The 12,898-nt window shown below is 60.7% G+C and carries 10 protein-coding genes; 8 read left to right on the top strand and 2 right to left on the bottom strand.

Annotated features, from left to right (window positions below; genetic code table 11):
* The first annotated feature begins 191 nt into the window (after positions 1-191).
* Together AC07VO_RS07515 and AC07VO_RS07510 are read left to right on the top strand one after the other, a co-directional pair.
* Positions 192-1,265: a diguanylate cyclase gene (locus AC07VO_RS07515; protein ID WP_026286574.1), complete on the top strand. Its 1,074-nt coding sequence runs from the start codon at positions 192-194 to the stop codon at positions 1,263-1,265.
* Between the two features lie 135 nt (positions 1,266-1,400).
* Positions 1,401-2,642, top strand: a complete 1,242-nt coding sequence (locus AC07VO_RS07510) for a M20/M25/M40 family metallo-hydrolase (RefSeq protein ID WP_064617024.1) — start codon at positions 1,401-1,403, stop codon at positions 2,640-2,642.
* A 93-nt stretch (positions 2,643-2,735) separates the two neighbouring features.
* Here AC07VO_RS07510 and AC07VO_RS07505 read toward each other — a convergent pair whose 3' ends face one another.
* On the bottom strand, positions 2,736-3,347 hold the full coding sequence (locus tag AC07VO_RS07505; RefSeq protein ID WP_086945487.1) for a glutathione S-transferase: 612 nt from the start codon (positions 3,345-3,347) through the stop codon (positions 2,736-2,738).
* Positions 3,348-3,456: 109 nt separating this feature from the next.
* The gene (locus AC07VO_RS07500; RefSeq protein ID WP_007939390.1) at positions 3,457-4,377 is read right to left on the bottom strand and encodes a MurR/RpiR family transcriptional regulator; all 921 of its coding nucleotides are present in this window, start codon (positions 4,375-4,377) and stop codon (positions 3,457-3,459) included.
* A 311-nt stretch (positions 4,378-4,688) separates the two neighbouring features.
* Between AC07VO_RS07500 and AC07VO_RS07495 the strand changes: the two genes are divergently transcribed.
* The 6 genes from AC07VO_RS07495 to iolD all read left to right on the top strand — a co-directional run bounded on the left by AC07VO_RS07495 (position 4,689) and on the right by iolD (position 12,872).
* Complete coding sequence (locus AC07VO_RS07495; protein ID WP_086945488.1) at positions 4,689-6,626, top strand: bifunctional 5-dehydro-2-deoxygluconokinase/5-dehydro-2-deoxyphosphogluconate aldolase; 1,938 nt, start codon at positions 4,689-4,691, stop codon at positions 6,624-6,626.
* Positions 6,627-6,828: 202 nt separating this feature from the next.
* Positions 6,829-7,722, top strand: coding sequence for a myo-inosose-2 dehydratase (iolE, locus tag AC07VO_RS07490; protein ID WP_086945489.1), 894 nt, complete (start codon positions 6,829-6,831; stop codon positions 7,720-7,722).
* The gene (iolB, locus tag AC07VO_RS07485) at positions 7,719-8,528 is read left to right on the top strand and encodes a 5-deoxy-glucuronate isomerase (protein WP_086945490.1); all 810 of its coding nucleotides are present in this window, start codon (positions 7,719-7,721) and stop codon (positions 8,526-8,528) included. The genes iolE and iolB overlap by 4 nt, the downstream gene beginning before the upstream one ends.
* 30 nt (positions 8,529-8,558) lie before the next feature.
* Positions 8,559-10,061 carry a CoA-acylating methylmalonate-semialdehyde dehydrogenase gene (locus AC07VO_RS07480; RefSeq protein WP_086945491.1) on the top strand — a complete coding sequence of 501 codons (1,503 nt, stop codon included), beginning with the start codon at positions 8,559-8,561 and terminating at the stop codon, positions 10,059-10,061.
* Positions 10,062-10,087: 26 nt separating this feature from the next.
* Positions 10,088-10,909 carry a TIM barrel protein gene (locus tag AC07VO_RS07475; protein WP_086945492.1) on the top strand — a complete coding sequence of 274 codons (822 nt, stop codon included), beginning with the start codon at positions 10,088-10,090 and terminating at the stop codon, positions 10,907-10,909.
* Between the two features lie 31 nt (positions 10,910-10,940).
* Entirely contained in the window at positions 10,941-12,872 is a 1,932-nt protein-coding gene (gene iolD, locus AC07VO_RS07470; RefSeq protein ID WP_086945493.1) for a 3D-(3,5/4)-trihydroxycyclohexane-1,2-dione acylhydrolase (decyclizing), read from the top strand.
* Positions 12,873-12,898 lie beyond the last annotated feature (26 nt).

The following is a 12,898-nucleotide window of genomic DNA, read 5'->3' as shown; positions in this document are numbered from 1 at the left end:
ATCGTGGTTTATCGATCCCTTACTTCATGTATAGACAAACATTGGGCACTCGCCTCATCGCGATACCACACTATTGGAGCTACCAGCTGTCAGACCGTCATCCGGTGATGGCTATTCGCCGTTCCCCTGATAGACTTCAATCACTTTCACCCATGTGATGTCAGGCTCGGTTCAGTAGTACAGAGGCCTCTATGGAAAAAAAGGGAGGAAAGGGACTTTCATTGGCCAGGAGGCTTTATGGGTCGCGCATCCTGGGTCTGGCCCTTGGACTATTGTGTGTCGGTGCAGGGATGTATCCACTCGACCCCGCGCCCTGGGTCTGGGTGGTGATGCTGTTCAACGGCGTCATCTGGCCGCATGTGGCCTATCAATGGGCGCGTCGGGCGAAAATTCCTTATCACGCCGAACACCGCAACATTCTGGTGGACGCGTTTCTCGGCGGTTTCTGGGTGGCCGCCATGCAGTTCAATCCGCTACCCAGCGCGGCTACGCTGTCGATGATGGCGATGCACAACGTGGCCATCGGTGGCTTGCGTTTTCTGTTGGCGGGCGCCGTCGCGCAGATCCTCGGGATCGGCCTCGGGCTGCTGGTGTTCATGCCGGCTTTTGTCCCGCAAACCAGTCCATTTCAGCTATACGCCTGTTTACCTTTACTGTCGATTTATCCGATGTCCCTGGGCTGGGTCTGCTTCCGTCAGGCCCACACTCTGGGCCGACACAAGCGCGAGTTGCTGGCCCTGAGCCGCACCGACAGCCTGACTGGCCTGCTGAATCACGGCGCCTGGAAAGACCAGCTGGAAATCGAGTTTCAGCGTTGCCGGCGCCAGCAGAAGGGTGGGGCGATTGCGTTGATCGACATCGACCATTTCAAGACCATCAACGACACCTACGGCCATGTCGCCGGGGACATCGTCTTGCGTCAGCTGAGCAAAATCCTCAAGCAGAACCTGCGGGCAGCCGATGTCGCCGGCCGCTATGGTGGCGACGAATTCTGCGTGCTGCTGCCGGACCTGCCGCTGGAGCGTGCCGCCGTGGCGATGGATGCGCTGCGTGCTCGTTTCGCCACGTTGGGTTACGAGCAGAACCCGGCGCTGAAGGTCAGCTTGAGCATCGGCCTGGCGGCCTTCAACCCGGCCCACGACGAAGCGACCCTGTGGCTCAACGACGCCGACCAGGCGCTCTACGAAGCCAAGAGCACCGGCCGTAACCGCGTCATTTGCCATGGCGACGGCAAGCCGCGTAAAGAGTTGCTGGATTCTGTGTAACCCAATAACCACACAAGCCCGCTCCCACAGGGAATGTGTGGTCATGCAGGTTTGTATGTGTCGCATCCGGTGTAGAGCCTTGCGTCGTAGTCAGGTAGGGTCTAAAGACCCCCGACACGAAACAAGGATCGATTCATGACGTTCAAGCTCCCGCGTTCCTTCCTGGCCACCAGTCTTGGCCTGACCCTCGCCCTCGGCACCTTCACCCCCGCAGCCTTCGCCGAACCCCACAAACAAGTCCTCGCCGATGCTGAACAGTACAAGGCTGAAGCCCTGAAACTGCTGGAACGGCTGGTGAACATCGACTCCGGCTCCGGCTATGAACCGGGCCTGACCCAGGTGAGCGACATCGCCATCGAAGAGTTGAAGAAACTGGGTGCCACCATCGAACTGGTGCCCAACACCCCGGACGAGAGCAACCATGTGCTGGCTACCCTCAAAGGCACCGGCAAGGCGAAGATTCTGCTGATGGCGCACATGGACACTGTGTTCAAGGAAGGCTCCGCCGCCGAGCGCCCGTTCCACATCAAGGACGGCCGCGCCTATGGGCCGGGCGTGATGGACGACAAGGGCGGCATCGTCGCCGGGATCTACGCGCTGAAAGTCCTCAAGAACCTCGACTTCAAGGACTACGCGCAGATCACCTTCCTGCTCGATGCCAGTGAAGAAACCGGCTCGGACGTCGCCACCGACCTGATCAAGAAAACCGCCAAGGCCCACGATGTGACCCTCAACCTCGAACCGGGCCGCCCGGCCGATGGCCTGGTGGTCTGGCGCAAAGGCAGCGCCACTGCCGTGGTCGAGGTCAAAGGCAAGGCTGCGCATGCGGGCGTTGCCCCGGAATTGGGGCGTAACGCTGCCATGGAAGCCGCGCACCAGATTTTGCAACTCGGCAAACTGGGCGATGAAGCGAAGAAAACCACCATCAACTTCACCGTGCTCAAGGCCGGCGACCGCACCAACGTGATTCCGGATCAGGCTACGGCCAAGGCTGATGTGCGGGCGGCGGTGCCGGAGGAATTCGACCGGATCGAAAAGGACCTGGCGCGGGTGTCGAAGGACAAACTGATTGCTGATACGCAAGTCACCACCAGCCTCAAGCGCGGCTTGCCACCGATGCCGCAAACGGCGGAATCGGATCGCTTGATGGCCATGGCTCAAGGCATTTACGGCGAAATTGGCCGCAAGTTGACGGAAGAAGGCAGCGGCGGGGCAGCAGATGCGAGTTTGTCCGCGGGTGTTGGCACTCCGACGCTGGACGGGTTCGGGATTGTCGGCGGCAATATCCATACGCCTGAAGAGTACGCCGAGGTCGAAAGCGTGGCGCCGCGGATTTATTTGCTGTCGCGGATGATTATGGAATTGGCCAAGCGGTAATCAGCCAGATCGTCAGGCCCCTGTGGTGAGCATTGCCCAATGCGGAACCCGCTCCCACAGGGATTTTCAGTGTTTCGGCTTACTGCGTATTGCCTACTCGATCGGTGTATCGATAAACACCTCAAGCCCTTCGGCATACGCCGTGAACGCGTTGATCAGTGGAAACTGCGCAGCATCCACCTGATCCGGCACCACCAGGTTGGTAAAACTCCAGGCCACCGCCAGGCTAATCCCATCCTGAGCAATCGAGCCATCGGTCTTCAGCGGCTGCTTTTCCAGCTCCCGCTCCAGCGCCGAATACGCTGCCGCCAATTGTCCTTCGACCCGTTCCACCCAAGGCGCGTACTGAATTTCCGCTGGCCGCAGGTTGCGTTCGTAGTAAAGCTGCACCGACTTCTCGCACGCCGCCAATGCCAGGCCGATCAGCCGCAGCGAGCGCAAGCGTTGAACCGGATTGTCGGATATCAGGCTTTTACCCGGAGCGGCCAAGGCTTCGAGGTAATCGATGATCAGCGTTGAATCCATCAACACCTCACCGTCATCCAGCACCAGCGTCGGCGCCTTCACCACCGGGTTGATCTGCTGGAACTGCTCGAAGTGCCTGAACACCGAAACCGACGCGTGTTCCAGCGGGATGCCCAGGCATTTGGCGGAAATGGCGACGCGCCGCACGTAGGGCGAATCCAGCATGCCGATCAGTTTCATTGAGCCTCTCCTTACAGACGGTCCTTGGGGATGGACAACCTTAGCCGAGGTTCAGCGACCTGCAAGCGGTTTCGCGCTAATCCTCAGGCCTATCGTTCATCCTCGAAGGCTAATCCTCAAAGCCTGCCTGCTCATGAATCTCATCGACCTTCAATTCCAGTCGATAAGCCACGGCGATGAACAGCGCCTGGCACAGGCACAAGGTGGCACTCAATGAACGGAAGGCAAACGAGCTGCCCTCGTTGACCAGCAGCACGGTGTTGGCGCGCTTGGCCAATGGCGAGAGGTTGCTGTCGGTGATGATCAGGGTTTTCGCCTGATGGTGCTGGGCGATGCGCAGGCAGTGCTGGGTTTCCTTGCCATAGGGCGTGAAGCTGATGGCGATCACCAGGTCGTTGGCGCGCACGCTGCGCATCTGCTCGCGGTAGCTGCCGCCAAGGCCCGACACCAAGTGGATGCGCTTGTTGGTGTGTTGCAGGTTGTAGACCAGGTAATCGGCCACCGCGAACGAGCGGCGCACCCCGACCACGTAGATGTTGTCGGCATTCACCACCAGGTCCACGGCCTTGTCGAAAGCCTGGTCATCGAGTTCCAGCCCCAATCGTTCGATGCCTGACAGGGTGGCGTTGATGCATTCGCGCGCCAGGTCGCCGCCGCTGGCCTTCTGTGACTTGTTGGCGATCATGCTGCGGATGCGTTGCTGGTAGTTCTGCACCGGCGTGGTCTTGTGGGTGTAGGCCTCGCGGAACAGCGCCTGCATTTCACTGAACCCGCTGAAGCCGAAGCGCTGGGAAAAGCGCACGATGGCCGACGGGTGCACTTCGCACTCGCGGGCGATGTCGCTGATGCGGTCGACCATGATCCGGTCGCTCTGCTGGCTCATGTAACTGGCGATGCGTTTGAGCTGGCGCGGCAGACTTTCGTACTCCTCGGTGATCAGCTGCAACAGACGCTCGGCATTGATCGGAGGGCTGGCGAGATCGCTGTCGGGCGAGCTCTCGGTCGTAGCCGGCTGATCGGTGCGGGACATAAGAAATCCTTCTGGCTTGTTCTTATAGGGATGACGGTTCTCGTCACCCCCTGACAATAGGTTGGCTGTGCGCAGTCTACAGGGTAGGCCGGAATAAAATCTTGAGCTTGCAATCGGCCTGGGGCCTGCTGAAACGATGCACGCTGTCTGGAACGCTTGTATCAAAGTTTATTGGAAAAAATATTCCACGTAAAAAATATATAGAATAAATATTGATTGTTCGGTCCCGGTCGTTTTAGTCTGCATCCACCAAGAGTGTTCGGCGCCTTCATCGCCCCGGACGCAGGCTGATAAAAATAACAGGAGCCAGCATGGGCCAGACTCGTTTTGCCAGTGGGCGTCAATTGGATCTGATTTGCCTCGGACGCCTTGGCGTCGATCTTTATGCGCAACAAGTCGGGGCGCGGCTGGAGGATGTGAGCAGCTTCGCCAAGTACCTGGGCGGTTCGTCCGCCAACATTGCCTTCGGCACCGCGCGACTGGGGCTGAAGTCGGCGATGTTGAGCCGGGTAGGGGACGACCACATGGGCCGTTTCCTCGTTGAATCCCTGGTCCGTGAAGGCTGCGACGTCAGCGGCATCAAGGTCGATCCGGAACGCCTGACCGCCATGGTCCTGCTGGGCCTCAAGGATCGCGAAACCTTTCCCCTGGTGTTCTACCGCGAAAACTGCGCCGACATGGCGTTGCGCGCCGAAGACATCAGCGAAGCCTTTATCGCTTCCAGCAAAGCCCTGCTGATCACTGGCACCCATTTCTCCACCGACGGTGTCTACAAGGCGAGCATTCAGGCGCTGGACTACGCCGAAAAGCACAACGTCAAGCGGGTCCTGGACATCGACTACCGCCCGGTGCTCTGGGGCCTGGCCGGCAAGGCGGACGGCGAAACCCGTTTCGTCGCCGACCAGAACGTCAGCCAGCATGTGCAGAAAATCCTCCCGCGTTTCGACCTGATCGTCGGTACTGAAGAAGAATTCCTGATCGCCGGCGGCGCCGAGGATCTGCTCACCGCGCTGCGCAATGTCCGGCGCCTGAGCGCGGCGACGTTGGTGGTCAAGCTTGGCCCGCAAGGTTGCACGGTGATCCACGGGGCGATCCCGGCGCGTCTCGAAGACGGCGCGATCTATCCCGGTGTGCGCGTCGAAGTGCTGAATGTGCTGGGGGCCGGCGATGCCTTCATGTCGGGTTTCCTCAGTGGCTGGCTGGAGGACGCCAGCGACGAGCGCTGCTGCCAGTTGGCCAATGCCTGCGGCGGTCTGGTGGTGTCGCGCCATGCCTGCGCCCCGGCGATGCCGACCCGCGCCGAACTCGATTACCTGTTCAACAGCCCGGTGCCGATCACCCGGCCGGATCAGGACGTGACATTGCAGCGTCTGCATCAGGTCAGCGTGCCGCGCAAACAGTGGAAGCAACTGTTCATCTTTGCCTTCGATCATCGCGGGCAACTGGTGGAGCTGGCCCACAAGGGCGGGCGCGACCTGAGCGCCATCTGCGAACTCAAACAACTCTTTATCAAAGCCGTGGAACGGGTCGAGGCGGATTTGCGTGAGCAGGGCGTCGACGCCGATGTCGGCTTGCTGGCCGATCAACGTTTCGGCCAGGACTCGCTGAACGCCGCCACCGGTCGTGGCTGGTGGGTGGCGCGGCCAGTGGAAGTGCAGGGTTCGCGGCCATTGGCGTTCGAACACGGGCGCTCGATCGGCAGCAACCTGATCGCCTGGCCGCAAGAACAGATCATCAAATGCCTGGTGCAATTCCATCCCGACGACGAGCCGCTGTTGCGTCTGGAGCAAGAGGCGCAGATCAAGGGCCTGTACCAGGCCTCGCAGGTCAGCGGGCATGAATTGCTGCTGGAGATCATTCCGCCCAAGGATCACCCATCACCGCATCCAGACGTGCTCTATCGCGCTCTCAAACGCCTCTACAACCTGGGCATCTACCCGGCGTGGTGGAAGATCGAAGCGCAAAGCGCCAAGGAGTGGAAACAACTCGACGAGCTGATCCAGGAACGCGACCCGTATTGCCGTGGCGTGGTGCTGCTGGGCCTGAATGCCCCGGCGGCGACCTTGGCCGAAGGGTTCCAACAGGCCAGCCAGAGCCAGACCTGCCGTGGTTTCGCCGTGGGCCGGACGATCTTCCAGGAACCGAGCCGCGCGTGGCTGGCCGGTGAAATCGACGACGAGGCGCTGATTCGCCAGGTGCAGGGCACCTTCGTCGAACTGATCGATGCCTGGCGCACGGCCCGAGCCTGAACACATTAATTGATTGATGGGGCTTTTGTGGCGAGGGAGCTTGCTCCCGCTCGGCTGCGAAGCAGTCGCAAACCTGTGAATGCGGTTTACCTGATACACCGGGCTGATTGATTCGGGACTGCTTCGCAGTCCAGCGGGAGCAAGCTCCCTCGCCACAGGTGATCGGTTGAACATTTTTGAGAAAACAATAAAAGGTGCAGCCATGCCCGCTATCCGAATTGGCATCAACCCGATCTCCTGGAGCAACGACGACCTGCCGTCCCTCGGTGGTGAAACGCCGTTGAGCACCGCTCTCAGCGAAGGCAAGGACATTGGCTACGAAGGCTTCGAACTCAACGGCAAGTTCCCCAAGGACGCCAAGGGCGTCGGCGATGTATTGCGCCCGTATGACCTGGCACTGGTGTCCGGTTGGTATTCCAGCCGTCTGGCCCGCCGTTCCGTGGCCGAGGAAATCGACGCCATCGGCAGCCATGTCGAGCTGCTGGCGAAGAACGGCGCCAAGGTGCTGGTCTATGGCGAAGTCGCCGACTCCATTCAAGGCCAGCGCATTCCACTGGTCGAGCGCCCACGTTTCCACACCGAGCAGGCCTGGCAAGAATACGCCGACAAACTCACCGAACTGGCGCGCTTCACCCTGTCCCAGGGCGTGCGTCTGGCCTATCACCATCACATGGGGGCCTACGTCGAATCCCCGGCCGACATCGACAAACTGATGGCGTTGACTGGCAGCGAAGTCGGCCTGCTGTTCGATTCGGGCCACTGCTACATGGGCGGCGGAGAGCCGTTGCAGGTATTGCGCAAACACATCGAACGGGTCTGCCACGTGCATTTCAAGGACGTGCGCAAACCGGTGGTGCAACTGGCGCGCAACAATCTTTGGAGCTTCCCGGACTGCATCATCAACGGCACCTTCACCGTGCCCGGCGATGGCGACATCGACTTCAGCGCATTGCTCGACGTATTGCTGGGCGCCGACTACCACGGCTGGCTGGTGGTGGAAGCCGAGCAGGATCCGGCGGTGGCACCAAGTTACGTCTACGCGAAAAAAGGCTACGACACCTTGCGTGCGCTGCTCGACGAGAGGACCGCGCAATGAGCCTGCTGGTCAAAAGCAATGCCCGTGGCCGGACCATGGTCGAGTTGGGGCAGGGTGAGCTGGAATACGTCGGCTTTGCCGCTTACCGCCTGAGCCTCGGCGAAACCCTGCCGGTCAGCGCGGGTGACAAGGAATTGTGTCTGGTACTGCTCAGCGGTCGGGTCGGCATCAAAGGCGAAGCACCGGGGCAGGGCGCGTTCGACTGGGACAACATCGGCGATCGTCAGTCGGTGTTCGAAGACAAATCACCGTTCGCCGTGTATTTGCCACCCGGCAGCCAGGCCCAGGTGGTGGCGTTGAGCGACGTGCAAATCGCCGTGTGCGCGGCCCCCGGTTCGACTACCGAAAACCTCGGCCCACGGTTGATCAAACCCGACAGCATGAAACGCAGTGTGCGCGGCAAGGGCGCCAACACCCGTTATGTCTGCGACATTTTGCCGGACACCGAGCCCGCCCATTCGCTGCTGGTGGTGGAAGTGCGTACGCCGTCCGGTCACTCGTCGAGCTACCCGCCGCACAAGCACGACACCGACGATCTGCCGCACCAGAGCTTTCTCGAAGAAACCTATTACCACCAGATCAACCCGCCCCAGGGCTTCGTGTTCCAGCGGGTCTACACCGACGATCGCAGCATCGATCAGGCCATGGCGGTGGAAAACAGCGATCTGGTTGTGGTGCCCAAGGGTTATCACCCGGTCAGCGTGCCCTACGGCTATGAGTCGTATTACCTGAACGTGATGGCCGGCCCGAAACGCGTCTGGCAGTTCCATAACGATCCGCAGCACAGCTGGCTACTGGATCTCTAAATTCCAACATTCAAAGGGAGAACAAGAACAATGAGCGACGCCCCGGTCATAGGCCATTACATCGACGGTCAGGTGCAGGACAGCGGTAGCGAGCGGTTCAGCAATGTCTTCAATCCGGCCACCGGCAGCGTTCAGGCGCGGGTCGGGCTGGCCAGCCAGAAGACCGTGGACGAGGCCGTCGCTTCGGCCATGAAGGCGTTCCCGGCCTGGGCCGAGCAATCGTCCCTGCGCCGTTCGCGGGTGATGTTCAAGTTCAAGGAATTGCTCGATCGCCATCACAACGAACTGGCCGAAATCATCAGCCGCGAACACGGCAAGGTGTTCTCCGACGCCAAGGGCGAAGTGACCCGTGGCATCGAAATCGTCGAATACGCCTGCGGTGCGCCGAACCTGCTGAAAACCGATTTCAGCGACAACATCGGCGGTGGCATCGACAACTGGAACCTGCGCCAGCCATTGGGCGTCTGCGCCGGCGTTACGCCGTTCAACTTCCCGGTGATGGTGCCGTTGTGGATGATCCCGTTGGCGCTGGTCACCGGCAACTGCTTCATCCTCAAACCGTCTGAGCGTGATCCATCCGCCAGTTTGTTGATGGCTCGTTTGCTCACCGAAGCCGGGTTGCCGGACGGTGTGTTCAACGTGGTCCAGGGCGACAAGGCGGCGGTCGACGCCTTGCTGCAACACCCGGACATCGAGGCGATTTCCTTTGTCGGCTCGACGCCGATTGCCGAGTACATCCACCAGCAAGCCACCTCGCGCGGCAAGCGTGTACAGGCGCTGGGCGGGGCGAAGAACCACATGATCGTCATGCCCGATGCCGATCTGGACCAGGCGGCGGATGCACTGATCGGCGCGGCTTACGGCTCGGCCGGTGAGCGCTGCATGGCGATTTCGATTGCTGTGGCCGTGGGTGATGTCGGCGACCAGTTGATTGCCAAACTGCTGCCGCGCATCGATCAACTGAAGGTCGGCAACGGCATGCAGGGTGACAGCGACATGGGGCCGCTGGTGACCGCCGAACACAAGGCCAAAGTCGAGGGTTTTATCGGCGAGGGTGTGGCCCAGGGCGCGCAGCTGATTGTCGACGGGCGCAACTTCAAGGTGCCAGGCGCCGAGAACGGTTTCTTCGTCGGTGCGACGCTGTTCGACAAGGTCACGACCGAGATGAGCATTTACCAGCAAGAGATCTTCGGACCAGTGCTGGGCATTGTGCGCGTGCCGGACTTCGCCAGCGCCGTGGCGCTGATCAACGCCCATGAATTCGGCAACGGCGTGTCCTGTTTCACCAGCGACGGCGGCATCGCCCGCTCGTTTGCCCGCAGCATCAAGGTCGGCATGGTCGGCATCAACGTACCGATTCCGGTGCCCATGGCCTGGCACTCGTTCGGCGGCTGGAAGCGCTCGCTGTTCGGTGATCACCACGCTTATGGCGAAGAAGGCATTCGCTTCTACAGCCGCTACAAAAGCGTGATGCAGCGTTGGCCCGACAGCATCGCCAAGGGCCCTGAATTCAGCATGCCGACAGCCAAATAATTCACGTGTGCGGAGAACAACAAAAAATGAGCAAACCCCTGCGTTTCGCCTTGAATCGTATGGTCGCCCCACGCTTGTCCCTGCCAGCATTCATCGAGTTGGCGGTGACCCTCAAGGCCGACGCCATCGAGATTCGCAACGACCTCAAAGGCGTCGAGATCGAGGATGGCACCGCCCCCGAACACGTCCGTGAGCTGTGCGCGGCCAAAGGCATCACGGTGCTGTCGATCAACGCGCTGTATCCGTTCGATGTCTGGAATGACGAGCGCCGCGCACATGCCCTGAAGCTTGCCGCTTATGCCCGTGACTGTGGCGCACGGGGCTTGGTGATGTGCCCATTGAACGACCGCGCCGATCCACGAACCGAAGCGCAGCGTGCGTCCGGCCTGCGCACGGCGTTGAGTGAACTGGCACCGATCCTGCGCGATCACGGCATTCTCGGCTTCATCGAACCGCTGGGTTTCGAAGAATGCTCGCTGCGGCGCAAACGCACGGCAGTCGATGCGATCAAGGCCATCGGAGGGCTGGATGTGTTTCGTCTGGTGCATGACACCTTCCACCATCACCTGGCCAGCGAGCATGAATTCTTCCCTGAACTGACCGGGTTGGTGCACATCTCCGGCGTCGAAGATGCCGAGGCGCCACTGGCGACCATTCGTGACGGCCATCGGGTGCTGGTGGGCGAGGGCGACATCCTCGGCAATGCGGCGCAGATCGACACCTTGCTCAGTAGCGGCTATAGCGGCTACCTGTCGTTCGAACCGTTTGCCGACAGCGTCCATGACCTGGCGGATATCCAGACGGCGATCGGCGCGAGTATGGATCACCTGCAGAAATCCCTGAGCTGACATCGGATTTGCATACGGAAAAGGTGCAAGCATGACCACAACAAGACTGACCATGGCCCAGGCCCTGGTGAAATTCCTCGATAACCAGTACATCGAGGTCGATGGGGTTCAGAGCAAATTCGTCGCCGGGATCTTTACCATTTTTGGCCACGGCAATGTGCTGGGTCTGGGGCAAGCCCTGGAACAGGACAGCGGCGACCTGATCGTCCATCAGGGCCGCAACGAGCAAGGCATGGCCCACGCGGCCATTGGTTTTGCCAAGCAACACCTGCGGCGCAAGATCTACGCCTGTTCTTCATCGGTGGGCCCGGGCGCGGCGAACATGCTGACTGCTGCCGCGACGGCCACCGCCAACCGTATTCCCTTGCTGCTGTTGCCCGGCGACGTCTACGCCTGCCGTCAACCAGACCCGGTGTTGCAACAGATCGAGCAGTTCCACGACCTGAGCATCAGCACCAACGATGCGTTCAAGGCCGTGAGCAAATACTGGGATCGGATCAACCGTCCCGAGCAACTGATGACTGCGGCGATCCACGCCATGCGCGTGCTCACCGACCCCGCCGAAACCGGCGCCGTGACCCTGGCCTTGCCGCAAGACGTGCAGGCCGAGGCGTACGACTATCCCGATTACTTCCTGCAAAAACGCGTGCACCGCATCGAGCGCCGTCCGGCCACCGAAGCGATGCTCGACGATGCCGTGGCGTTGTTTGAAGGCAAGCGCAAACCGCTGATCATCTGCGGCGGTGGGGTCAAGTATTCCGGTGCCAATGCAGCGTTGCAGGCCTTTGCCGAGCGCTTCGATATTCCTTTCGCCGAAACCCAGGCCGGCAAGAGCGCGGTGGTGTCGAGCCATCCGCTGAACGTCGGCGGGATCGGCGAAACCGGTTGCCTGGCGGCGAACCTGTTGGCCAGGGACGCAGATTTGATCATCGGCATCGGCACCCGCTACAGCGATTTCACCACCGCGTCGAAATCCTTGTTCAAACACCCGGACGTGCAATTTCTCAACCTCAACATCAGCCCTTGCGACGCCCTGAAACTCGATGGCGTGCAACTGCTGGCGGACGCCAGAACCGGCTTGAACGCCTTGGCCGCTGTGTTGGGCGACTATCGCTCCGGCTGGGGCGATCAACCCCGACAGGCCCGGGCGCAGCTGGACGAGGAAGTCGACCGCCTCTATCAGGTCGAGTACCAGACGCAAAACTTCGTGCCGGAAATCAACGACCACCTGGACCCGGCGGTGCTGCGCGAATTCATCGAGCTGACCGGTTCCTGCCTGACCCAGAGCCGGGTGCTCGGTGTGCTCAATGAAACCCTGGCCGATGACGCGGTGATCGTCGCCGCCGCCGGCAGCCTGCCCGGCGACTTGCAGCGCAGTTGGCGCAGCAAGGGTGTGAACACCTACCACGTCGAGTACGGTTATTCGTGCATGGGTTACGAGGTGAACGCCGCACTGGGGGTGAAGCTCGCCGAGCCTGAGCGCGAGGTCTATGCGCTGGTGGGCGACGGCTCCTACATGATGCTGCACTCGGAGCTGGCAACCTCGATCCAGGAGCGCCGCAAGATCAACGTGGTGTTGCTGGACAACATGACCTTCGGCTGCATCAACAACCTGCAAATGGAACACGGCATGGACAGCTTCGGCACCGAGTTCCGTTTCCGCAATCCTGAAACCGGCAAGCTCGATGGCGGTTTCGTGCCGGTGGATTTCGCCATGAGCGCGGCGGCTTACGGCTGCAAGACCTACAAGGTGAACACGGTTGAAGAGCTGCGAGCCGCGTTGGCAGATGCGCGGTTGCAGACGGTGTCGACGCTGATCGACATCAAGGTCCTGCCCAAAACCATGATTCACAAATACCTGTCGTGGTGGCGGGTCGGCGTGGCGCAAGTCTCCACCAGCGCACGCACTGACGCAGTGGCCAAGACCCTCAACGAACGATTGGCCAAGGCCCGTCAATACTGATTGCCCTGAAACGAACAACAGGAGTG

This window comes from Pseudomonas sp. GW821-FHT03E01, assembly GCF_059420765.1.
Note: the sequence above shows the minus strand (reverse complement) of the source record. Positions and strands in the feature narration are given on the sequence as shown.

Excerpts from the sequence above, each read along its gene's own strand:
- AC07VO_RS07515 (WP_026286574.1), top strand. The coding sequence starts at position 192 with ATGGAAAAAAAGGGAGGAAAGGGACTTTCATTGGCCAGGAGGCTTTAT.
- AC07VO_RS07510 (WP_064617024.1), top strand. The coding sequence starts at position 1,401 with ATGACGTTCAAGCTCCCGCGTTCCTTCCTGGCCACCAGTCTTGGCCTG.
- AC07VO_RS07505 (WP_086945487.1), bottom strand. The coding sequence starts at position 3,347 with ATGAAACTGATCGGCATGCTGGATTCGCCCTACGTGCGGCGCGTCGCC.
- AC07VO_RS07500 (WP_007939390.1), bottom strand. The coding sequence starts at position 4,377 with ATGTCCCGCACCGATCAGCCGGCTACGACCGAGAGCTCGCCCGACAGC.
- AC07VO_RS07495 (WP_086945488.1), top strand. The coding sequence starts at position 4,689 with ATGGGCCAGACTCGTTTTGCCAGTGGGCGTCAATTGGATCTGATTTGC.
- iolE (WP_086945489.1), top strand. The coding sequence starts at position 6,829 with ATGCCCGCTATCCGAATTGGCATCAACCCGATCTCCTGGAGCAACGAC.
- iolB (WP_086945490.1), top strand. The coding sequence starts at position 7,719 with ATGAGCCTGCTGGTCAAAAGCAATGCCCGTGGCCGGACCATGGTCGAG.
- AC07VO_RS07480 (WP_086945491.1), top strand. The coding sequence starts at position 8,559 with ATGAGCGACGCCCCGGTCATAGGCCATTACATCGACGGTCAGGTGCAG.
- AC07VO_RS07475 (WP_086945492.1), top strand. The coding sequence starts at position 10,088 with ATGAGCAAACCCCTGCGTTTCGCCTTGAATCGTATGGTCGCCCCACGC.
- iolD (WP_086945493.1), top strand. The coding sequence starts at position 10,941 with ATGACCACAACAAGACTGACCATGGCCCAGGCCCTGGTGAAATTCCTC.